The 19,404-nt window shown below is 64.6% G+C and carries 25 protein-coding genes, 4 tRNA genes and 2 pseudogenes; 20 read left to right on the top strand and 11 right to left on the bottom strand.

Annotation, left to right across the window (positions count from 1 at the left end; all coding sequences use genetic code 11):
• Window positions 1-825, bottom strand: a pseudogene (locus ACXMYJ_RS26360) (IS3 family transposase); the annotation flags it as partial.
• A gap of 287 nt (window positions 826-1,112) precedes the next feature.
• Between ACXMYJ_RS26360 and ACXMYJ_RS26355 the strand changes: the two are divergent.
• The 16 genes from ACXMYJ_RS26355 to ACXMYJ_RS26280 all read left to right on the top strand — a co-directional run bounded on the left by ACXMYJ_RS26355 (window position 1,113) and on the right by ACXMYJ_RS26280 (window position 10,896).
• On the top strand, window positions 1,113-1,361 hold the full coding sequence (locus tag ACXMYJ_RS26355; RefSeq protein ID WP_443189604.1) for a hypothetical protein: 249 nt from the start codon (window positions 1,113-1,115) through the stop codon (window positions 1,359-1,361).
• Window positions 1,362-1,735: 374 nt separating this feature from the next.
• Window positions 1,736-2,641, top strand: coding sequence for a putative toxin-antitoxin system toxin component, PIN family (locus ACXMYJ_RS26350; RefSeq protein WP_443189605.1), 906 nt, complete (start codon window positions 1,736-1,738; stop codon window positions 2,639-2,641).
• A gap of 292 nt (window positions 2,642-2,933) precedes the next feature.
• A complete protein-coding gene (locus ACXMYJ_RS26345) occupies window positions 2,934-4,055 on the top strand; it encodes a tyrosine-type recombinase/integrase (protein WP_443189606.1) in 1,122 nt (373 codons plus the stop codon).
• A 592-nt stretch (window positions 4,056-4,647) separates the two neighbouring features.
• Entirely contained in the window at window positions 4,648-4,845 is a 198-nt protein-coding gene (locus ACXMYJ_RS26340; RefSeq protein ID WP_443189607.1) for an excisionase family DNA-binding protein, read from the top strand.
• 188 nt (window positions 4,846-5,033) lie between these two features.
• On the top strand, window positions 5,034-5,192 hold the full coding sequence (locus tag ACXMYJ_RS26335) for a hypothetical protein (RefSeq protein WP_165804706.1): 159 nt from the start codon (window positions 5,034-5,036) through the stop codon (window positions 5,190-5,192).
• Entirely contained in the window at window positions 5,189-6,460 is a 1,272-nt protein-coding gene (locus ACXMYJ_RS26330; RefSeq protein WP_443189626.1) for an AAA family ATPase, read from the top strand. Before ACXMYJ_RS26335 ends, ACXMYJ_RS26330 begins: the two co-directional genes overlap by 4 nt.
• Before the next feature lie 86 nt (window positions 6,461-6,546).
• Entirely contained in the window at window positions 6,547-6,942 is a 396-nt protein-coding gene (locus ACXMYJ_RS26325; RefSeq protein WP_443189479.1) for a hypothetical protein, read from the top strand.
• A complete protein-coding gene (locus ACXMYJ_RS26320; RefSeq protein WP_443189478.1) occupies window positions 6,939-7,223 on the top strand; it encodes a WhiB family transcriptional regulator in 285 nt (94 codons plus the stop codon). The genes ACXMYJ_RS26325 and ACXMYJ_RS26320 overlap by 4 nt, the downstream gene beginning before the upstream one ends.
• Window positions 7,220-7,399, top strand: coding sequence for a hypothetical protein (locus ACXMYJ_RS26315; RefSeq protein ID WP_443189477.1), 180 nt, complete (start codon window positions 7,220-7,222; stop codon window positions 7,397-7,399). The genes ACXMYJ_RS26320 and ACXMYJ_RS26315 overlap by 4 nt, the downstream gene beginning before the upstream one ends.
• 261 nt (window positions 7,400-7,660) lie before the next feature.
• Window positions 7,661-7,903 carry a hypothetical protein gene (locus ACXMYJ_RS26310; protein ID WP_443189476.1) on the top strand — a complete coding sequence of 81 codons (243 nt, stop codon included), beginning with the start codon at window positions 7,661-7,663 and terminating at the stop codon, window positions 7,901-7,903.
• Window positions 7,904-7,907: 4 nt separating this feature from the next.
• On the top strand, window positions 7,908-8,150 hold the full coding sequence (locus tag ACXMYJ_RS26305; protein WP_443189475.1) for a hypothetical protein: 243 nt from the start codon (window positions 7,908-7,910) through the stop codon (window positions 8,148-8,150).
• Window positions 8,147-8,542 (top strand): helix-turn-helix domain-containing protein, encoded by a 396-nt coding sequence (locus ACXMYJ_RS26300; RefSeq protein WP_443189474.1) that lies wholly within the window; start codon window positions 8,147-8,149, stop codon window positions 8,540-8,542. Before ACXMYJ_RS26305 ends, ACXMYJ_RS26300 begins: the two co-directional genes overlap by 4 nt.
• A gap of 2 nt (window positions 8,543-8,544) precedes the next feature.
• Window positions 8,545-9,129, top strand: coding sequence for a hypothetical protein (locus tag ACXMYJ_RS26295; RefSeq protein ID WP_443189473.1), 585 nt, complete (start codon window positions 8,545-8,547; stop codon window positions 9,127-9,129).
• Window positions 9,126-9,509 carry a capsid cement protein gene (locus ACXMYJ_RS26290; RefSeq protein WP_443189472.1) on the top strand — a complete coding sequence of 128 codons (384 nt, stop codon included), beginning with the start codon at window positions 9,126-9,128 and terminating at the stop codon, window positions 9,507-9,509. Before ACXMYJ_RS26295 ends, ACXMYJ_RS26290 begins: the two co-directional genes overlap by 4 nt.
• A 13-nt stretch (window positions 9,510-9,522) precedes the next feature.
• Window positions 9,523-10,404: a major capsid protein gene (locus ACXMYJ_RS26285; protein WP_443189471.1), complete on the top strand. Its 882-nt coding sequence runs from the start codon at window positions 9,523-9,525 to the stop codon at window positions 10,402-10,404.
• A gap of 15 nt (window positions 10,405-10,419) precedes the next feature.
• Window positions 10,420-10,896, top strand: coding sequence for a hypothetical protein (locus tag ACXMYJ_RS26280; protein WP_443189470.1), 477 nt, complete (start codon window positions 10,420-10,422; stop codon window positions 10,894-10,896).
• Window positions 10,897-11,071: 175 nt separating this feature from the next.
• On the opposite strand, the gene ACXMYJ_RS26275 is transcribed toward ACXMYJ_RS26280, so the two are convergent.
• From ACXMYJ_RS26275 to ACXMYJ_RS26235, 9 genes are all read right to left on the bottom strand, one after another.
• On the bottom strand, window positions 11,072-11,341 hold the full coding sequence (locus tag ACXMYJ_RS26275; RefSeq protein ID WP_105388811.1) for a hypothetical protein: 270 nt from the start codon (window positions 11,339-11,341) through the stop codon (window positions 11,072-11,074).
• 55 nt (window positions 11,342-11,396) lie between these two features.
• Entirely contained in the window at window positions 11,397-12,146 is a 750-nt protein-coding gene (locus ACXMYJ_RS26270) for a RelA/SpoT domain-containing protein (protein ID WP_165804708.1), read from the bottom strand.
• A 103-nt stretch (window positions 12,147-12,249) separates the two neighbouring features.
• Window positions 12,250-13,131 carry a tyrosine-type recombinase/integrase gene (locus tag ACXMYJ_RS26265; RefSeq protein WP_443189469.1) on the bottom strand — a complete coding sequence of 294 codons (882 nt, stop codon included), beginning with the start codon at window positions 13,129-13,131 and terminating at the stop codon, window positions 12,250-12,252.
• Window positions 13,128-13,586, bottom strand: a complete 459-nt coding sequence (locus tag ACXMYJ_RS26260) for a hypothetical protein (protein ID WP_460359274.1) — start codon at window positions 13,584-13,586, stop codon at window positions 13,128-13,130. The genes ACXMYJ_RS26265 and ACXMYJ_RS26260 overlap by 4 nt, the downstream gene beginning before the upstream one ends.
• 5 nt (window positions 13,587-13,591) lie before the next feature.
• Complete coding sequence (locus ACXMYJ_RS26255) at window positions 13,592-13,801, bottom strand: zinc finger domain-containing protein (protein WP_443189468.1); 210 nt, start codon at window positions 13,799-13,801, stop codon at window positions 13,592-13,594.
• Between the two features lie 102 nt (window positions 13,802-13,903).
• A tRNA-Val gene (locus ACXMYJ_RS26250) sits at window positions 13,904-13,978 on the bottom strand.
• A 12-nt stretch (window positions 13,979-13,990) separates the two neighbouring features.
• Window positions 13,991-14,064 (bottom strand) — tRNA-Cys (locus ACXMYJ_RS26245).
• A 25-nt stretch (window positions 14,065-14,089) separates the two neighbouring features.
• Window positions 14,090-14,162, bottom strand: a tRNA-Gly gene (locus ACXMYJ_RS26240).
• Window positions 14,163-14,257: 95 nt separating this feature from the next.
• Window positions 14,258-14,671: a DUF6636 domain-containing protein gene (locus ACXMYJ_RS26235; RefSeq protein ID WP_443189467.1), complete on the bottom strand. Its 414-nt coding sequence runs from the start codon at window positions 14,669-14,671 to the stop codon at window positions 14,258-14,260.
• 124 nt (window positions 14,672-14,795) lie between these two features.
• On the opposite strand from ACXMYJ_RS26235, the gene ACXMYJ_RS26230 reads away from it, so the two are divergent.
• The 4 genes and pseudogenes from ACXMYJ_RS26230 to ACXMYJ_RS26215 all read left to right on the top strand — a co-directional run.
• Window positions 14,796-14,870 (top strand) — tRNA-Val (locus ACXMYJ_RS26230).
• A gap of 838 nt (window positions 14,871-15,708) precedes the next feature.
• On the top strand, window positions 15,709-16,857 hold the full coding sequence (locus ACXMYJ_RS26225; protein WP_460359275.1) for a zinc-dependent alcohol dehydrogenase: 1,149 nt from the start codon (window positions 15,709-15,711) through the stop codon (window positions 16,855-16,857).
• A 20-nt stretch (window positions 16,858-16,877) separates the two neighbouring features.
• Complete coding sequence (locus ACXMYJ_RS26220) at window positions 16,878-17,450, top strand: hypothetical protein (RefSeq protein WP_460359273.1); 573 nt, start codon at window positions 16,878-16,880, stop codon at window positions 17,448-17,450.
• Between the two features lie 383 nt (window positions 17,451-17,833).
• A pseudogene (locus ACXMYJ_RS26215) lies at window positions 17,834-18,373 on the top strand (type 1 glutamine amidotransferase domain-containing protein); the annotation flags it as partial.
• A 665-nt stretch (window positions 18,374-19,038) separates the two neighbouring features.
• On the opposite strand, the gene ACXMYJ_RS26210 reads toward ACXMYJ_RS26215, so the two are convergent.
• A partial coding sequence (locus tag ACXMYJ_RS26210) for a transposase (RefSeq protein ID WP_460359272.1) occupies window positions 19,039-19,404 on the bottom strand: 366 nt, incomplete at its 5' end.

The following is a 19,404-nucleotide window of genomic DNA, read 5'->3' as shown; positions in this document are numbered from 1 at the left end:
AGTGCGGCGCCCCATGCGTGAGCGCCAGACGGTCCAAGACGTCGACGACACCGGCGGCGTCGATGGACCGATCCACCTCGATGGCGAGGGCTTCGCGGGTGAACTCGTCGATCACGTTGAGCATCTTAAGGGTGCGCCCATCGGAGGTGGTGTCAAACTGAAAGTCCATCGCCCAGAGCACATTCGGACGGATCGGGGACATCGCACCCACGGCGACACCGATCCCGGTCAGCCGCTTCTTGCGGCGCCGCTGCGGCACCCGCAAGCCCTCCTCACGCCACAGCCGGCGGATACGCTTGTTGTTGGCCTTCCAGCCGGCTCGCCGCGCCATCTTCGCGGCCCGGCGCCACCCCCAGCGCGGACGGTCAACCGAGAACCGGCGCAGCCACGCCCGCAGCTCAGCCTCCTCGGTGGTCACCGGCGCCGGCGTCAGCCGCATCGTCGAGCGGTGCAAGCCGACCACCGAGCAGGCGCGGCGCTCCGACACCCCGAACCGCTCACGCAGCGCGATAACGGCGCTGCGCTTGCGGTTCGGGGTCAGAAGTTTCCCGACGAGATCTCCTTGAGCATGTCGATATCGAGGGCCTGGTTGGCCACCAGCTTCTTGAGCCGGGCGTTCTCGGCCTCGAGCTCCTTGAGTCGTTTGGCCTCGTTGGCCTTCATGCCGCCGTACTGGGCGACCCAGCGATGCCAGGTCGACTCGGTGATCTCCAGGTGCCGGCACACCTCGGCCAGCTCCTGGCCGGTCCCCAGGAGCTTGTTGCCCTCGGCCAGCCTGCGGATGATCTGATCCGGAGTGTGCCGCCGGCGCTTGTTCGTTGCCATGTCGTCATTGATTCTTCCTGCCCGAACACTCGGGCAACAGAGTCCCACAACGACTGGACCACTACAGGGGGCTCACCTCAAGTGCAGGCCGACCACGTTGGCCCGGTTGAGCGCGGAGATTCGGCATTGTGAGCGGCAGTCGGTGCAGATGTTGGAGCGCGTGCGGCTCTCGGAGGAGCCGCCGAAGTCTGCCCGTCATCAGCGCGCGGCCCGTGCCCGTTGGGATCGGCGGGATCGGCGGGAAGCTGCCCGTGTGGGTCCGCGTCCGCAGCAGGTGGTGAGCTGAGGTGCCGCGCCAGAATCCGGTGAGGGCGCGGGAGGCCCAGCGCAGCAGCGACGGCCTCGGACCGATCTATCGGCGGCTGCTGGACCGTGAGCGCGACCAGCAGGCCCGGTACGGGCATCTGCACCGTCCTCGTTATCTGCTCGACGCCCTGGAGGCCGGGGAGACGGTCACGGTGCCGTGGTGGAAGGTTCCCGCCTACATGCGCCCACCTGGGTGCGGGGACACTCTCACGGTCGACCCGAGCATGTGACTAGCGAGGTTGGCGGGTCACGAGTGAACAACGGCTCTCACGGCGGCAGTCGACAACCGCTGTGTCCTGACCGATGATGGACATGTCGGGATTTGCTTACCTTGGAGGTCTGAGAGATGGCGGGCGCGAATCGCAGGGAGGTCGCGCGTAGGCGGCTGCTCATGCGCGCGGGCCACTGCGAGGACGCAGAGCTGATCAGTCGGACGCTGAAGCGGCTGAGCGAAGCCGCAGCTGCGCGTGAGCCGGTGTCAGATGACGACGCCAGTCGGGAAGCATCGTCCGAAATTCGGCAGATGCGCGCCGAGAGGCGAGCCAAGGATTTTGTGACTGCTCGCTCTCGCGGCGAGTGAGCGGCCCGCGCCACTTAAGCTCCTATGATTCGGCTGGTCGCAGACGCTAATACCTACGTCTCCGCCGCCATATCGCCTTCAGGTAGTCCGATGAAGATTGTCGAGGCTGCAATGCAGGGCCAGGTTGCTCTAGTCGTGTGCGGACGGCTCATGGACGAGGTGTCTGACGTGCTAGAACGTGAGAAGTTCCGCCGATGGATCACTGTCGATGACGCACGCGACTTCGTCGCTGCAATCGAGCTACTGGCGGATTGGGTCGATGACCGCCCGGAAGCTGAGATTCCGAAGGTGTGCACAGACCCCGACGACGACTACCTCATCGCGCTGTGCCAGGACGCCGATACCAGCGTCCTAGTATCCGGCGACCGCGCCGTCCGAAACATCCGCTACCCGAACATTCAGACGTACACACCCGCCGAGGCACTTGATCTACTCGATTACCGTCACAAGTGGGGCGAGGGGTTTCTCCCCGCAGATCCGAGCGGCAGCATGATGGCGATTGAGGCTGAGGGCAGCACAGCGCTAATCACCGTGTATTCAGCGTTCACGGCGATATTTGAGCACGCCGCGAACGAAGCGGAAGCTGAGGAGCTTCTCGGGTTCGTCACGGTGCCAAGCGCTGTGCCTGAGTTTTTAGCGGCATTCGACCAAGTGCGTGACATGCTGGCGGATCGGGGACTTGGGTCACGGCCTATATTTGCCTCTCCCGAGGTCGCCTATCTGAAGTTGCCGCCCAATCCCGGCGAGACCCTCATCACTCAGGGTGAACTTCAGCTGCCCGACGACACGATCTACGCCACCCTTCAGCGGTGCCCCGACCTGCCCAACCCGCCCGAGCTAGATGTCGATCACTGGCGGGTTTTCGGAGTTGGTGGCCCTTGGCCCATCGAACGGATTCCGCCCCGACCCGAGTCAGAAGCGGGCAAGTAGCTTCGGTTGACGCTTGTCGGCTTTGCACAGCTCAGTTCACGTCTAGTTCACGAACCTGAATCAGGTGTGCGAAAACGCACACTGAACTGCGGAAACTCTGGTGCGCGATACTGGGATTGAAGTTGGCGTTCTCGACGTTTTGCGATTCGTTGTCTGACCAGTGGAGATACCCTCTGAACTGGCGACACTCGGCACAGTATCGCGTGAGCTAGGCGGAAGCAAGCGGAACGTGCCGTAAGCTCATCTGGCATATATCTGGCACGGAAAACGCGATACTGGGTGGTCCCTGGGAATGGCAGAAAAGCGATCGTTCGGCAATATCCGGAAACTGCCGTCCGGTCGGTACCAGGTGCGGTTCACCGATCCTGACGGTAATTACGTCAAGGCGCCGACAACGTTCGCGGCCAAGATCGACGCCGAGGCATGGCTGACCGACCGCCGGCGCGAGATCGACGCCAAGATGTGGAACCCGTCCAGTGTCGCCCCAGTGGAGAAGGTGACATTTAGCGCCTACGCGGCCGCCTGGCTGGCTGGCCGCCAGGTCGCGGGCAGGCCGATCAAGGCCCGGACTCGGGAGCACTATCAGGCGCTGCTCGATGACCATTTGCTCGACGCGTTCGGCGCACGCCAGCTTGCCTCGATCAAGCCCAAGGATGTGCGGGAATGGTACGCGGGAACACTGACAGATCGACCCACGCTGCGCAGCCACGCCTACTCGCTACTGCGCACCATCATGGGCAGCGCGGTCAACGACGAGCTGATCGACGCCAACCCGTGCCGGATCACCGGCGCCGGCCGAGCCAAGCGCGTGCACAAGATCCGGCCGGCCTCGGTTGAGGAGCTGGCGACCGTGACGGCCGCAATGCCCGAGCGGCTACAACTGATGGTCACGCTGGCGTCCTGGTGCGCGTTGCGCTTCGGGGAGACGGTCGAGCTGCGCCGCAGTGACATCGACCTGAGCGACGAGGTGATCCGCATCCGCCGGGCGGCCGTGCGCACGAATGGCGGCACATTCGACGTCACCACGCCGAAGTCCGACGCCGGCGTTCGCGACGTCGCGATCCCGCCCCACATCATCCCGCAGATCGAACACCACCTATCAAAATTCGTTGGCAGCAAGCGTGACTCGCTGATCTTCGCCAATGAGACGGGTGGGCATCTGCAGCCCTCGACGTTGTACCGCCACTGGTACCGAGCGCGTGACGCCGCCGGCCGCAGTGATCTGCGCTGGCACGATCTGCGGCACTCTGGGGCGGTGCTGGCCGCGGCCACCGGCGCCAGCCTGGCCGAACTGATGGCCCGCTTGGGTCACTCGACACCGCAGGCGGCGATGCGCTACCAGCACGCAGCGCAGGGCCGTGACCGGCAAATCGCCGCACTGTTGTCCAAGATCGCAGAGAACGGGGGAGTGTGATGGCGGCGTCGTCCAAGTACGTCGTGATCTGTGCCTGCAGCGAGGTTGGGGCTGAGGTCGCAATCGTCGATGACGAGCGGCCCCGCGGCGGGCGCATCTCAATCCGCGGCCCACGAGGCAACGACCCCGATGTCTACACATTTCAGATGGTGGTCGTGAATCCGCCGTTTCGGTTCCAGAACAGACCAGATCTGAATGCCTACATGGAGACGCTCATTCCTGGTGCCACCATTGAGGCAGAGAAGTCGCAATCCAAATACAATGTCACACATACAATTTGGAATGACGGGCACCAGAGCTGGTCGTTCCGGTGCATGGAATGTCGGCAACAGGTGCAGCTGTCACAAGACACGCTCCTGTCCGTAATGGACTCGTTGGCCAAGGTTTGCGGCAGCTTGGAGACGCGAGTGGTGATTGATCCCGGAACTTCAGCGAAGCGAACCACGAGACACATGGTTCCGCTTGGCGTGTTGCACCGCCTGGTACTTCGCCTCAACAGGTAGTATTTCCGGCACGCGCTCAATCCTGAGCGTTTGCGTCTCCGAATTCCTCGGCTGGGCGGCATCGAAAGGATGTCGAAAGGCCCTCCGAGATGGCGGATACTCTCACTCCCCGGCGGCGTTACGCGAAGTTGGCCGAAGCCGCGAAATACCTTGGTGTCACCGACCGCACGATTCGACAGATGATCGCCGATGGGCGGCTGACCGGATATCGCAGCGGCTCACGCCTTGTGCGCGTCGACCTCAATGAGATCGACGCCGCTATGCAGCCGTTTGGCGGTGCATCGTGACTCGACGAGAAAGCCGCCCCGGGGGGAACGAGGCGGCTTCAAGGTCCACGGCGACGGACTTCCCTCAGCATAGCGGCGTCGCCGCTTGGAAGCGTCGACACGCCGGCCGCCAGCGTGTCGTCCCACTCGATTGCGGCTGCCGTGACTTATGGCCTTGCCGCTGCACCGAGCCGCCGCTGTCGGCCCGCATGATCGACGCCGGCCGTGACGCGGCCCAACACATCCTCGACGGCGGTGATGTGCCGCTGCTCGAGCTTGAGGTGTTGCAGGCGCTTTGGCGGCGCGGTGGTGCTGATCGCGCCTTCGCCGAACGGCTCCACGAGCTGACCGGCGGCGCCATCGCATGACCGATGAACACGTCAAGCAACGCGCCCTCGATGCCGTCGAGCGGCACCGACGCGACCGGCCACCCCCGACCTCACTGCCAACGTTCGATGGCCTCGACGATTCACAAGCGCTGGGCCGGCCCGAGGACGGCCCACGCCACGAGCCAGAGACCGCCGTTGATGGCGCAACATTCGTCCTGGACCAACCCGCCGGCATCCCAGCACTGTGGGGCCGCGATGCCCAGGTGATCTGGCCCGCTGGCGAAGCTCTCATGATCGCAGGAGGGCAGGGCCTGGGGAAGACCAGCATCGCGATTCTCATCGTGCGCGAACTCCTTGGCCTCGGCGACGGCAGTCTGATCGGCTTGCCGATTCACGAAATAGATTGCCGCATACTGTATCTCGCCATGGACCGGCCCAAGCAGATCGCGCGGGCCGCCGGTCGTGTATTCAGGGAATGCGACAGGCACACACTCGCCAAACAGCTCACCGTATGGTCAGGGCCGCCGCCGCGCGACTTGGCCGCCAATCCTGCACTGCTCGCGCGCATGGCCGACTACTACGACGCTGGCGTGGTCATCGTCGACTCTCTCAAAGATGCCGCTGTCCGCCTTTCCGAGGATGCAGTTGGCGCACAGTGGAATCGAGCTCGTCAGCACCTGCTGACGCAAGGCTGCCAGCTGTTGGAGCTGCACCACACGAAGAAGCGGAACCCGCAGGGGCCGGCTGTGCCGTCAGTCGATGACGTCTACGGCTCGACATGGCTGACCTCCGGTTGCGGCAGCATCGTGCTACTCAACGGCGATCCTGGTGACCCGATCGTTTCGTTCCGCCACATCAAGCAGCCCGCCGAGGAAGTCGGCCCGTACCGACTGCTGCACGACCAGGCCGCTGGCGTCCTCACCATCGAGCACTCCGTCGACCTCGTTGATCTGGTGAGGGCCAGCGGCGTTGACGGTCTGACGGCCAGAGACGCCGCAGCTGCCATCACTGAGAAGTCCTCACCTGGCCGCGCCGACATCGAGAAGGCGCGCCGCAGGCTCGACCAGCTGGCCACCGCGGGCGTGCTGGTGCGGCTCGACGGACGCACCAATGAGCACGGCGGGAAGGCCCGTAGCGCCTGGTTTCTCGCTGAGGTTTCCCAATCACGCCCAATAACGGAAAGAGGTAAACCCGCAGGTCAGAGCAATCACGCACTTTTCGAGGCCGATAGCAATCACGCAGTCGTCACGCCAATCACGCGACCAGCAAAACCGCAGGTAGAGCAATCACGCAAGCAATCACGATGATCACAAGCACCCCAATCACGGAACCCACCACCCCTTATAGGGGTGGGTCCGTGGGGGTTACAACACACAGAAGGATCTCCTTTCCGATGACCAATTCCCTCGACGCGCTGAAGTACGCGGCAGCGCTTCTCACGCAACGGGCGAACTGGACGACCGACTCAATCAGCGGCACTGATTGCACCGGCGACCATGAGCCTGAGTTAGACGCGATTGACGAGACGGTCCGCGAGATCTGCGCACTCGCCGCGCAGTTTGGCGACCCGCGCCGGTACAGCGATGGCCGGCTGGTGAAGTCCGCCCGCGAGATCGAGCCCGGTGTCGTCACCGAGCACGTCTGGCACCCGGACCCGGCCGCGGAGAAGCCGTCGTCCTGGCGCGGAACACTTCGGCATGACCCCGGCGAGCCGTGTCCCGGAATCTACGAGGTATCGCTGACGCCGGTGACGCAAGAGATCCACGTCTGCACGGTGAGGTCGATATGAGCGTGCAGAGTCTGTTCGACGCCGTCGGCCTCGCACCCTCGTTACCCGGCGCCAAGTGCCGAGGGAGGCATTCACTCTTCGACGACGCTGCCACTGGCGAGCACCCCGACGTGGTGGTGCGGCGGCATGCAGAGGCGATCGTCCTGTGTGCCCGCTGCCCGGCCCTGGACCGCTGCGTCGACTGGTACGAGTCGCTACCGCGAAGCCAGCGGCCCTTCGGCGTCGTGGCCGGCATCGTGAACCGACCGAAGGCGGTAGGACGTCCGAGGAAGTCGGCATGAGCGGCGAATACGACGACGAGATGGAGCATGTCCTTGCCGAGGTAACCCGGGCGCGTCAGGACTACGACCCCGAGGGGGATGGCCCACCGCCGCAGCCGCTGTGCCGGCAGTGTGTGCGTGACCTGCCCGCCGATGACACTGGGCTGTGCGCGTTCTGCAAGGTGGTGAGCGAGTGATCGGCGTCGTCGCGACCCCCCGGTCGATAATCCTGAGGCCGGCCGTCGATTTCCTGACCCGCCCCCTGGTCAGGCTTTTTTATGTACGGCGGAAAAATTCTGAGCGGGAGGCCCTGGCGAGGATCCAGGCGGGTGACCGGAGTGTCTAGTCGCAAAGCCAACACCACTGCACGCGGATTAGGTTGGCGACACCAACAGGAGGTGGCCCGCCTGATGCGGAAGCACATCGAGGGGTCCCTCTGCTACTGGTGCGGTCTCCCGATGTTCAAGGAAAAGCCCCGCAACTGGGACCGCAAGACATTGGCCGGCGACCACAGCGTGCCGCGCGTGGCCGGCGGAAAGCTGTGTGATCGCCTGCTGCATTCGACCTGCAATGGGCAGCGCGGCGACGGCCAGTTGGACAGCCAGCGACCCGTGCTCACCAGCACACACCCGCGCGATTGGAGGGCGAAAGATGCTGCTGCCGAACAGCTCTCAGCCGAGAACCTCGCGATGGACTGGTGAACGCATGAAGACGACGACCGACCTGCTGCTGGTGCGCTGGCGAGCCGCACAGCTGCTCCTGGCGATCTCCGACGGCGACGTCGCGCAGGTGAAGGCTCTGAATCAGGCTCGGCGGATCGAGGGTATCTCGAACGCCGATACCCGCGACGAGCTCGACCTTTTGCGCGACCAGTTCGCGCGACGGCCGCGGTATCGCCTGGTCGACGAGATCAACCGGGTGTGGCTCCAGCTGAGGGCACGATCGTGATCGAGCGGGTCAATGGCGTGCTCCTGGAGCCCGACGACGCCCGGTATCTGCTCGACGCTCTCGATGCTCTGCTGACCGACCGCCGGCCTTCCCCGCGGTTGGCCGACTTCATTGCCCGTTTGCGCAAAACGTCAGTGAAAGCTGACGTTTCGGTCCCGAAGACTGACGTAGACGTCAGAGAAGTTGGAAATGAGGAAGATTCGCCTCATGATCGGCCCTATGACCTCGTTACGACCGGCGAAGCGGCAGCGATCCTCAGGCTCACGCCTGGCGGTGTCCGCGACCTTGCGCGCCGGGGGTCGATACCGGCTTATCGTGCCGGCGGTCGGTGGGTATATCCGGCGAGAAGCGTTGTCGCCCTTGCTGAGAAACGGGCAGCCAAGCGGAGCTGAGAATGCCTGCTGATCTGCGCACCATCCGCGGCGTCGAGCTGGTCAAAGTCGGCACCTGGCAGCCGGGCGGCACCGTCGGTGACTGGACCGTCACCGCTGAGCACCTGTCCGCGGCGATCGAGGCGCACCGTGCCGGGGTGCTGCGCAAGCCCGTGGTCAAGATCGGGCACGACGACCCCCGGTTCGACGGCGGGCCCGCACTCGGCTACGTCGATGGGTTGCGTCTGGCCGACGGCGGTTCGACGCTGGTCGGTGATCTGGTCAACGTGCCGGGCCCGGTGGCCAAGCTGCTGCCGCACGCCTATCCCGATCGCAGCATCGAGGCGCTGATCGACTTCACCGACCAGGACGGCAGGACGTGGCCGCTGGTGCTGAACGGGCTGGCGCTACTCGGCGCAGCTGATCCGGCTGTCGAGACACTGCGTTCTCTCCAGGACGTCGGCGCGCTCTATGGCATCGACGTGGCGGCCAGGCGCATCGTGCTGGCCACCAACCACGGTGCCGGTGGCCGTCGTCGCGCTGTCGCCGTTGCGGCGGCGCGCCGGCGTCGTACTCATCGACTCACCACGGAAAGGACACCCTCGTGAGCACCACCCTGACCAACCCGTCCGTCTATGACCCGGGCGCCAACATCACCGCCGAAGCCACGGCCACCGTGACCGCACGCAGATTCCTGGCCATCAGTGGCAACCGGGCTTCCGGCGGCAACCTCTCAGTCGCGCCGGCCACGGCCGCGGGCCGGACGTGCGGCGTGGCGGGCAACGACGCCGCCAGCGGCGGCCTGGTGACCGTGGTGCGTGGCAACAGTCGAGTCGTGAAGGTGACCGTCGACGGCGCAATCACGGCCTTCGCCGAGGTCGAGGTCGGCACCGCCGGCAAGGCCAAAGCCAAGGCCAGCGGCGTCGCCGTCGGCTATGCCGTCACCGGTGCTGCAGATGGTGCCGATGCCGAAATCTCCCTCTACTGAACAGGATTGAACTATGCCGAACGCATTGATCCCTGAACTCACCGGGCGGCGGCTGACCGTCGACACCGCGCTCAAGCAGCCCACCACGATCCGTGCGCGGATCGCTCAGCTCGCCGACGAGCAGATCCTGCTGCCCAAGTTCTTCCGCACCCTCGGCGCCAAGGTCGAAGGTGGCGGCATGCTGTTTTCGGTCATCCAGGCATCGGACTTCTTCACCTCTGACGTCGAAAAGCGCAGTGCAAGAGCGGAATACAAGGTGGTCGAGGGCGTCGACCCCGAGCCCAAGCTCGCGCTTGTCGAGGACTGGGGCGGCAAGTTTCAGATCGGCGTCGAGGAAATCACCCGCAACGACGTCAACTACCTCGACCAGCAGACGACGCAGCTGGCCAACACGATCACGCGCAAGCTCGACGTACGCGCCATGGCAGAGCTCAACGCCGCGGTCACCGGCGCCAATGTGGTGCCCGGCCATGACTGGTCCATCTTGGTGACTATCGGCAGCGAGGCTGAACTGACGCCGTCCGGCGAGCTGCCCACCGCCGACCTCTCGGCAGCCCAGCTCGCCAGCGACCTGCAGGAGCTCGGCGTCAAGCACGACCTGCTGGTAGTTCATCCCAACGAGGCTCACGCTCTGAGGACTGCGTACGCCGATCGGCTCGACGCGATGCTCAAATCGGCGGGCGTGGAACTGTTCGCCAATCCACGTGTCACCGCCGGAACCGCCTGGACTGTCGAAAAAGGCATGGTCGGCACCGTCGGCTTCGAGTTCCCACTCACTGTCGACGTCTGGGAAGACAAAGCCACCCGGTCCTGGTGGGTCCAGGCTTACGTCGTGCCCGCCTTCGGCGTCGATCGGCCGTTCGCCGCTAAGAAGCTGACCGGCTTGGCCGGCTGACCCGAGGAGACACACATGGCACTCACCTTCACTGACGAGCAGGCCGCCGCACTGCTCGACGCACTCGGCCTGCCCGCCGACACCACCGACCTTGAGCTGGTCGTCGACACCGCCGCCGACCTCGCCGCGCAGGTGGCAGACCTCGACCCGGCCAAGCCCTCCACGGTCGCCGCAGCGGCCAAGCGCGCCGGCCTGGAGGTCATCGACAGCGACACGCTTGCGGCACTGCGCACCGACGCCACCGAGGGCCGACAGATCAAGGCGGCCGCCGAGCGGCAGAAGGTCGAGGACGCCGTGGCCGCCGCGGTGAATAAGGGCAAGATCACCCCCGCTCGCCGCAAGCACTGGATCAACCTCATCACCGCCGACCCCGGCATGGCCGAAGTGCTGGCCAGCGTGCCCGACGAAACCGCCGTGCCGATGACCGAGATCGGCCACGGCGTCGGCAATGAGGACGGATCGCTGCCGAGCAAGCAGGGATGGTTCTACTGAAGGTAATCCGTTGCGCCGCAACGGGCTGCCGTGTCTCCAAATGCTGTCGTGCTGCAACGGGTTTGCCGGCCCCCTGTGAAAAAATCGAGGGAGGGGGTAGCGACTCACTTGACCAAGCTCAGGACATTTACACAATAGGTGCCGGGCACCTATGGAAGCCTGATCCGAGTCAGGGTCAGACCGGGTTTGGCTCGCTCAGGAACTCGGAGAACATCGAGTCTGCGGACGTGCGGAAGTAGTGGCCATGGGTCTTCATTACAGTCTCGATGCTGTCTGCGCCGATGAGCACGACCTCGAACCGGTCAAGAGTTCCCCGATACTGGCGCTCCATCGCGTCATACGCCGCGATCGCCGCTTCGCGGTCGTCGCATTCTTCCTGGTAGACGAGCTGGTTCGAATCGAAGCTGTACACCAGAAGGAAGTACACAACGTCATCCTTGCTCATCGTTGCCCACCTCCAGTTGGTGCATATCCACAAGATACCCATACTTCAGCGCTGATTATGCGTTGTAGTAGCCGCTTTCTATCACAGTTCGCCGCGCCGTGTTGAACCGCTTTGTCAACTCGTAGGAGATCGGGATGCCGTACTCGCGGCGGTAGATGACTTCGCCGGCGGCGCTGAAGTACTTGATCATCTCCGCGGGACCTTCGCTGTCCTTGAGGTTGACGCCTCGGTGGGCTAGGCGCGCATCAGCAGACTCAGCAGCGTCGGCCCACTGTTGCTGGCCGCGTGTCCGTAGCTGGACCTCGATAGCCCGCCCGTCGCGGACGATGACGAAGTGAACCGCGCGGTACCCGATCGGCTTGGGTTCCGCGATGTAATCCCGCGGAGGCCTCTTGAAGTGCGCTTTCCAGTTACGTTCGATCCGTCGCCGGACGCGTTCGAGTTCAGGGCCGTCCTTGAGAATGGCGCGGACTCCGCCGATATCCTCCAGCCTCGCAAGGGCGGTTCGTCCTGTAGGCGAACCTACGGTTCGATGCAGCTTGCGGACGATGCGCGGCACTCGCTTCAGTCGCTGGCTGATTACTTCGTCGGCGCTCTCCGTTCGAACCATGCTGGTCAGCCCATAGCGGACCTTGGCCATCGGGTACGCATGCTGTGCGCGGAACCAGGAAATGACCTCGATGGCGTGGTCTATCTCATCAAGTCCCACTGATAGACCTTCGTACCGAACTTTCCGGATGAGCTCGCCGCACTTGTTGATCTCGGACTTGCTCGGATTCAAGGACGAGTTACCCGACAGGGTCATGCAGCTGACCATACTTTCTGGTACCGACCGCGCGATGATGGAGCAAGATGAAACGGCCCCGACCGCGTGCGTGGGCAGCCGGGGCCGTTGTCGGGCGCACTGGTCAGTCGGGGTTCGAGATCGAGGCCGCCATCATCGCTGCCCGAACCTCGTCGTCCTCCACGGCCGTGTACCGCTGCGTGGTGGCCACCGAGGAGTGCCCGAGGAGCATCTGCACCGCCCGTAGGTTGCGGGTGCCACGGTACGCGCGGGTCGCCGCGCGGTGGCGCAGCGTGTGCATAGTCAGCCCGTCCGGTAGCACGTCGGCGACCAGGCGGCCGACGTACTGCGCGCTCAGATGGCCGCCGAACCCGTCAGGGAACAGCCACCCGCTCGGCGACGCCCCGGGGGTGTGGCCCTCTGCGCCGAGGCGGATCAGATCCGCGAGCCCCTGACTGAGCGGTACGACGCGCTTCTTGTTGCCCTTCCCATGCACGATCAGCTGCGCCCCGGCCACGCCGTTGATCAGGTCGCGGGTATGTACCTGTGCAACCTCAGCGCGACGCAGGCCGACCTCACCGGCCAGGCGCAGCATCAGGGTTACCCGCAGGTCTGCGGCGGCCAGGGCGGTACGCCAGGCGTAATCGTCGGCGGGGCGGGGCGTCGCGACACCGACCGGCATCGTGGGCAGATCGGCGGCTGGGTTGCTCAGGATGCGGCCGAACTTGTAGGCCCACTCGAAGAACCCGCGCACCGCGGCGCGGTGGCTGCGCCGCGTCTCGGCCTTCCAATCGGGATAGCAGGCGAACCACGTCACCAGATCGTCCTCGGTGACGGCGTTCGGATGACCGCCGACCTCACGCGCGACAAGGCGCAACTGGTCCTCTCGCAGTCGGATAGTCAGCGGCGAGCGTCCGACTGCGCGCATCCAAGTGCTGTATTCGTCGATCAGCAGCTCCCAGGTGATCGGCGTCGCTGGCAGCCGGCCGCGCTGCGCGCCGCTCACTGCAGAGCCTCGATCTCATCGGCGGCCTCGATGAGCGCCGCCGCGAGCTGCCGCGCGGTCACGGCGTCGATGTCCTCGAAATCGGCGGTAATCGTGCGGGTGATCATCCCGTCAGTTCCCTGGAGGCCGCTGATGATGACCTCGATGTCGCCAACCTTGCGGGTCGTGCCTGCGAAGTACCGGAACCACCTGCCGTCGCCGTCGTGTTCCCACGGGTAATGGTGGCCGTCCTCGGGCGGCGGCACGACGTCCGCGTAGAGGGCTGCGGCGGCGTTCTGGGTGAGGTACGCGCGGGCAGCGAACAGGAGCGCTCTTGCATGGTGGTCTGGCGACGGGGGTCCGTCGAGAGTTGGCGGGATTTCTGGGTGGCTTTCCCAGTTCGCAAGGTAGGCCGCTTGCTCGGCCGTGAGCGCGTCGGCGAGGTCTCGCCACGTCTGGGCATTGTCATCGTTCATGACGGTCACTGTGCACCGCCGCGGGCGTGCTTGGGGTCGACTGCGGCCGCAACGCGTGTCAGATGTGGGCCGACGTTGCGGACCCAACCCCGAACCGCGTCCTGACATGGCTGGCCAGCGTCGGCGCCGCAGAGCGGACAGTCAACGGAGAGCGCCGTCGGCACCGCGTCGGGTGTGGTGTCGTCGAGCGACGCTCGGCGGTGAGTGGTGTTCATGGCAAACCTCTCATATCGCGAGTCGCGACGCCGAGGCGGCCGATCAATCTGGCATGTATGTGGCATGCCGTCCGGATTCTGACCTAAAACTGCTGGTCAGAGTGGTGCGCGATACTGGGATTGAACCAGTGACCTCTTCCGTGTCAGGGAAGCGCTCTCCCGCTGAGCTAATCGCGCCGGGAACACCTTTGGAGGTGGAGACGGGAATCGAACCCGTGTGCACGGCTTTGCAGGCCGTTGCCTCACCACTCGGCCACTCCACCGCTGGGGTTGATGCCTGCACCCTCGAGCGGATGACGGGATTCGAACCCGCGACCCTCACCTTGGCAAGGTGATGCGCTACCAACTGCGCTACATCCGCGTGCCACGTGCGAGATCGTCGCCCGTCGCGATGCAGAACGATAGTCCAGGCAGCTAGGCAGACACAAATCCCTTGCTCGCGCGGCGCGCCGCGGCTCAGAACAGCTGGTAGGCCTGGCGGGATATCGCGAAGCCGCGGCCGTGGGAGTTGGAGCAGCGGATGCCCGAGGGTTCGCTCTCACAGCTCAATCCGCCGCCGACCCGTAACTGGCCGTAGTCCAGGGCCGGGCCGCTGCCCAGTGCGGTGTCGCCGGCGCACACGAATCGGGCGGGGCCGGTGGGTCCCAGGTAGATGCCCTGTCCGTAGTCGGTGAAGTCCGGGCAGTCGGCCGGCCGCGGGGGAGGCGTCCAGTCACGGGCCGCGATGTCGCAGCGCACCGAGTCCTCGGCGAGGATGCAGCCGATGTTGCCGCTCGGCGAGGTGAAGCCGACGACGTCGGCTCCGGCGGCAGAGCAGAGCGTCAGGGCGGCCGAAATCACGACAGTGGCGGCGAGCGCCCAACGCTTCATACGGCGACATTAGCGGCGCCATGCCCTGCGCCGCGCCCCGATAACGGCGATTGCCTGCCAGCGGATTCTTGGGGGACGAGTGCCGCGTGCTAGTCTTCTGCCTCGTTCGCATCGCCGAATATCCGGTCTCGTAGCTCAGTGGGAGAGCGTCCGCCTCACACGCGGAAGGTCGCTGGTTCGAACCCAGCCGGGACCACCAGCAAACAGCTCAGGGGTATGTCCCGATAATCGCTCATCCGTGTCCCCGCGGTTCGCCGGTGGACATGCTGGTCGCCGCCGGAGGGGCGGCTTGACTGCCGGCGATCAGCTTCGCAGAGCAGACGGTCGCGGCGACGGTCGACGGTGATCACCTTTTCTGTCCCCCGGGATCATTGCCGGATAAGCAGCCATCTGACCCACCGACTGCACTGGCGCCCGACGGTCTGCTTGCCCGCCGCCCCAGCACGGTCCCATCCCGGCGAAAGCCATAGGCGGCGGCCCCCGCCACTCCGCCTCGGGATGCGCTGTCGGACACAGCGCCGTCCGACCTCGTCGCAATCGCGGCAGAAACCGCAGCCGATGTTGATGGGCGGACACTCCCGATCGCCTGCGCGTACCTGGCGAGACCGTGGCCACCGCGCTGCCGACCTCGGCGACGATGCCAACGTCTCGTGACCGACGACCATGCCTCGGTGGCGGTGATCTTGACGAGTACTTCGGTCGGGTGCTCGATCTTGGTGTCCGGAACTCCTTGACAACGACCCCACCTGGTCCGTCGTACATAACTGCCCTCATGGCGACCCCGTCTGCCTGGGACCGTCTGTGCCGCTTCTCCTTTCGAATCGTCGTCATTGGTCCAGCCGACGTGGTGCATATCGCTGCCAATATCACGCGGCGTTCGACGTAGCTCCCACTCGGGAATGACGGCGGGAAGTTACCGACTCGCGTCTTCGTGCCCAAAGGTCCAATGCCGCTGCGCTTCTTGGCCACAGCAGGGTGGTTTTGCCACATCGTTGCCGGGTATGCGGCGCCGGACATCAACCCCGCTAGGAGGCGCTATGAAAGCAATGAGTTATCGCGGTCCCTGCAAAGTTCGTATTGAGGAAAAAGAGATCCCGGCGATCGAGCACCCCAACGATGCGATCGTTCGGGTGGAATTGGCGGCGATCTGTGGTTCGGATCTGCACCTCTATCACGGCTTGATGCCCGACACCCGGATCGGGCACACCTTCGGACACGAGTTCATCGGAGTGGTGGAGAAAGTCGGCCCCACTGTAGAGAACATCCAGCCCGGTGATCGGGTGATGGTGCCGTTCAACATCTACTGCGGCTCATGCTACTTCTGTGCCAGAGGCCTCTACTCCAATTGTCACAACGTGAACCCCAACGCCACTGCGGTGGGTGGCATCTACGGCTACTCGCATACGTGCGGTGGGTACGACGGCGCTCAGGCCGAGTACGTGCGGGTGCCCTTCGCCGACGTCGGTCCATCGGTGATCCCCGGCTGGATGGAAAGTGAAGACGCATTGCTGTGCACCGATGCCCTTTCGACGGGATACTTCGGCGCTCAGCTCGGGGACATCGCCGAGGGAGACACCGTCATCGTGTTCGGCGCCGGGCCGGTCGGTCTGTATGCAGCGAAGAGTTCCTGGTTGATGGGGGCCGGCCGCGTCATCGTCATCGACCATCAGGAGTACCGCTTGCAGAAGGCCCGGGAGTTCGCGGATGCCGAGACCTACAACTTCGGTGAGTACGGCGACATCGTGCTGGAGATGAAGAAAGTCACCGACTTCCTGGGCGCCGACGTCGCGATCGACGCGGTCGGTGCGGAGGCGGACGGAAACCTCATGCAGCACGTGACGACGGCGAAGTTCAAAATGCAGGGCGGCTCTCCAGTGGCTCTCAACTGGGCGATCGACGCGGTGCGCAAAGGCGGAACCGTTTCGGTGGTCGGCGCCTACGGGCCGATGTTCAGCGCGGTGAAGTTCGGCGATGCCATGAACAAGGGCCTCACGATCAACGCCAACCAGTGCCCGGTGAAGCGGCAGTGGCCGCGGTTGTGGTCGCATATCGAGAATGGCTACATCAAGCCGAATGACATTGTCACGCACCGTATCCCACTCGAGCATATTGCCGAGGGCTACCACATCTTCTCTTCCAAGCTCGACAACATCATCAAGCCGGTCGTCGTCGTCAACCACAACTGATGGACCCAAGGAGAACTGTCATGACCCAGACTTCGCAGCGCGTGCCCGCCTACACGGCCGACCATCCGCCGGTACCGGACAGCGAGGCTCTTCGAGCGCGTATCCACGGATGGGGCGCGGATCTCAACAAGGAGGATCGACCGTCCGTCCCCAAACTGAAGTTCCTTGAGACCGGGGCGCATTGGGACTTCCCCGAGCGGCAGCCCGAGAAGTGGCCGCGTGAAAGGTCCGTCGAACATCGATTCCTGACTCCCGTGTTCGGTACCGCGCAGCCACCCAGCGGATTGTCGGGGGCCATGCGGAAGTTCGCTTACAAGTTCAGTGAAGGCCGCGCCGCCCATTGGATGATCTTGCTCTACGCCGACCGAGTGGATGCCCTCGAGCACCACCTTCGCTCGCTGGTCACCTTGCGGCCCGACAACCCGATCACCGAGTCGGGCGTGAAAGCCGAATTCAGTCACAACGGGCTTCGGTCGCGGTTCGGACGCAAGCGTGTAGATATGAAACACATGTGGATCGACCCGGTCATCGTCGCCGGCCCGTGGATCCTGTCCATCTATGTCGTGCGAAGGGTTCTCAGGCGCCGCAAGTAACGATGGGCGCACACCTGATCCCCTGCCGCTACTACCGGCAGTCACACTTGCTGGTGGGATGGCGCTGTTCTATCTCGGTGATGTCGCTTCCCGGTGGCGCGATCACCGACAGATCCCGGTCGACCGGACCGCCACCGGGTGTGCCGCCGCGGCGACCTTGCCGGTTCTGTTGACATCCTTGCGATCGCAGCGCTCGGTGTGCTCACCGGCATCGGATGGGTCTGGCTGGCCGGGGAACTATGGCGACGACCGCGCATCGGCCCCGGCGTCGCGGGGCAGGTCCGTTGACACAACACGGCGGTGCGTGGGGCGCAAAAGTCGGTTGAGCGTCGACCGACAACGAAAGAGCAAGTGACGCAATGCATGACGTCGACAGGAGGATGATGGCACACAAACGACGCCTTTCGGGGCGCACGATCGCGGTGCTGGCCGCCGACGGGTTCGAGAAGGTCGAACTGGTGGTTCCGTTACGTGCGCTGCAGCTTTCGGGCGCGAAGGTGGACATCGTGTCACTGCGCGAGGGCCGAATTCGCGGGGTGAACCTGCACATGCCCGCCAGCCGCGTCGGCGTGGACAAGGTGGTCACCGACGCCGACCCTGACGACTACGACGGACTGCTGCTTCCCGGCGGCTTCATCAACCCCGATCTACTGCGGCAGTCGGCGGACGCACGAGATTTCGTGCGTGCCTTCGACCACGGCGGAAAGCCGATCGTCACCCTGTGTCACGGTCCATGGGTGCTGGCGTCGGCGGGACTGCTCACGGGACGGACCCTCACGTCGTGGCCCGGCATCCGCGATGATCTCGTCAACGCGGGCGCGACGTGGCTTGACCGCGAGGTGGTGCGCGACCGCAATCTGGTCACAAGCCGCGGGCCTCAGGACCTGAAAGCGTTCGTGCCTGCGATGCTGGACATCTTCGCCGAACCGACGAGTCAACAGCAGACGGTGTCCAGCCCTACCGGCTCCGATCCTGCGCGCAACGAGCCCATCGGTTGGGCGGTCGCCGCATTGCGCTGGTCGCCGAAGCCCTCGGCGGCGGCTCTCGCCGGGGTGGGTGCTGCCACGCTGGCGGCAGCGTTGCGCAGCCCGATGGCGGTCAGACGAGGGGGTTGATGGTGTCATTGCTCTCCACGCGGCGTGCTTCCTGTTGCTCTTGCTGACGGCGTGGTGGACTGCGGCCTCCGCAGCTGCTGGAACAGAACCTCCGGCACCCGGAGCCTCGGAGATTTCCTGAGGCGCCATGGCCGGTTGGCTCGCACCATACCGACTGGCCCGTTGGGTGGCACCTTGACACAAGGGGGTGAATGCAAACCTGCGCCTTCGTCCCGGCGGGAGCAGGAAATCGGCCGCTCCATCGCCCAGCCTTTAGGAGCAGGCGCGCGGCGCATCCGATGAATGAGCCTGCGATATACGTTTCTCGTCTATCGGATAGGGTGATCTCATCGCGGAAAACATTGCAGAGCACAAGGATTGGGGCTATCGGGTTCGTCCGCTGAGTTCGCACTATCCTTCCCGAAATTCTAAACGTGAAAGGACCCACCATGGCGACTCGGAGGAATTGTCAATACCTGTGGATCGGGGTGTTTTCAGGCGACCTCCGTTCCGGTGTGTTGATCGCCGTCTGACGGTGGTGCCGGCGGGGTGATGTCGGTGGGCCGTTCGAGCAGTTTGGCTTTGTGGAAGACCGCTCCCGCGCGTACCAGGGCGACCAGATGCGGGGCGTTGACGGCACGCCAACGGGCTTGGGCTGCGTCGATCAGCTTATAGGCCATCGCCAATCCAGCGGCCCGTGATCCCGGCCCCTTGGTGACCTTCGTCCTCAAAAGCACTGTGGCGAAGGTGGATTCGATCGGATTCGTGGTACGCAGGTGAATCCAGTGCTCGGCCGGGTACTTGTAGAACTCCAGCAGCACATCGAGGTCGTCGACGATCTTGGCAACCACTTTCGGGTA

Source organism: Mycobacterium sp. ZZG, from assembly GCF_054786995.1.
This window is presented reverse-complemented; position numbering and strand designations above follow the sequence as displayed.

Coding starts and splice junctions, on each gene's coding strand:
- ACXMYJ_RS26325 (WP_443189479.1), top strand. CDS start 6,547: ATGACCAATTCCCTCGACGCGCTGAAGTACGCGGCAGCGCTTCTCACG.
- ACXMYJ_RS26350 (WP_443189605.1), top strand. CDS start 1,736: ATGATTCGGCTGGTCGCAGACGCTAATACCTACGTCTCCGCCGCCATA.
- ACXMYJ_RS26335 (WP_165804706.1), top strand. CDS start 5,034: ATGATCGACGCCGGCCGTGACGCGGCCCAACACATCCTCGACGGCGGT.
- ACXMYJ_RS26340 (WP_443189607.1), top strand. CDS start 4,648: ATGGCGGATACTCTCACTCCCCGGCGGCGTTACGCGAAGTTGGCCGAA.
- ACXMYJ_RS26225 (WP_460359275.1), top strand. CDS start 15,709: ATGAAAGCAATGAGTTATCGCGGTCCCTGCAAAGTTCGTATTGAGGAA.
- ACXMYJ_RS26220 (WP_460359273.1), top strand. CDS start 16,878: ATGACCCAGACTTCGCAGCGCGTGCCCGCCTACACGGCCGACCATCCG.
- ACXMYJ_RS26270 (WP_165804708.1), bottom strand. CDS start 12,146: ATGACCCTGTCGGGTAACTCGTCCTTGAATCCGAGCAAGTCCGAGATC.
- ACXMYJ_RS26310 (WP_443189476.1), top strand. CDS start 7,661: ATGTTCAAGGAAAAGCCCCGCAACTGGGACCGCAAGACATTGGCCGGC.
- ACXMYJ_RS26305 (WP_443189475.1), top strand. CDS start 7,908: ATGAAGACGACGACCGACCTGCTGCTGGTGCGCTGGCGAGCCGCACAG.
- ACXMYJ_RS26260 (WP_460359274.1), bottom strand. CDS start 13,586: ATGAACGATGACAATGCCCAGACGTGGCGAGACCTCGCCGACGCGCTC.
- ACXMYJ_RS26235 (WP_443189467.1), bottom strand. CDS start 14,671: ATGAAGCGTTGGGCGCTCGCCGCCACTGTCGTGATTTCGGCCGCCCTG.
- ACXMYJ_RS26295 (WP_443189473.1), top strand. CDS start 8,545: ATGCCTGCTGATCTGCGCACCATCCGCGGCGTCGAGCTGGTCAAAGTC.
- ACXMYJ_RS26330 (WP_443189626.1), top strand. CDS start 5,189: ATGACCGATGAACACGTCAAGCAACGCGCCCTCGATGCCGTCGAGCGG.
- ACXMYJ_RS26320 (WP_443189478.1), top strand. CDS start 6,939: ATGAGCGTGCAGAGTCTGTTCGACGCCGTCGGCCTCGCACCCTCGTTA.
- ACXMYJ_RS26285 (WP_443189471.1), top strand. CDS start 9,523: ATGCCGAACGCATTGATCCCTGAACTCACCGGGCGGCGGCTGACCGTC.
- ACXMYJ_RS26345 (WP_443189606.1), top strand. CDS start 2,934: ATGGCAGAAAAGCGATCGTTCGGCAATATCCGGAAACTGCCGTCCGGT.
- ACXMYJ_RS26315 (WP_443189477.1), top strand. CDS start 7,220: ATGAGCGGCGAATACGACGACGAGATGGAGCATGTCCTTGCCGAGGTA.
- ACXMYJ_RS26255 (WP_443189468.1), bottom strand. CDS start 13,801: ATGAACACCACTCACCGCCGAGCGTCGCTCGACGACACCACACCCGAC.
- ACXMYJ_RS26280 (WP_443189470.1), top strand. CDS start 10,420: ATGGCACTCACCTTCACTGACGAGCAGGCCGCCGCACTGCTCGACGCA.
- ACXMYJ_RS26275 (WP_105388811.1), bottom strand. CDS start 11,341: ATGAGCAAGGATGACGTTGTGTACTTCCTTCTGGTGTACAGCTTCGAT.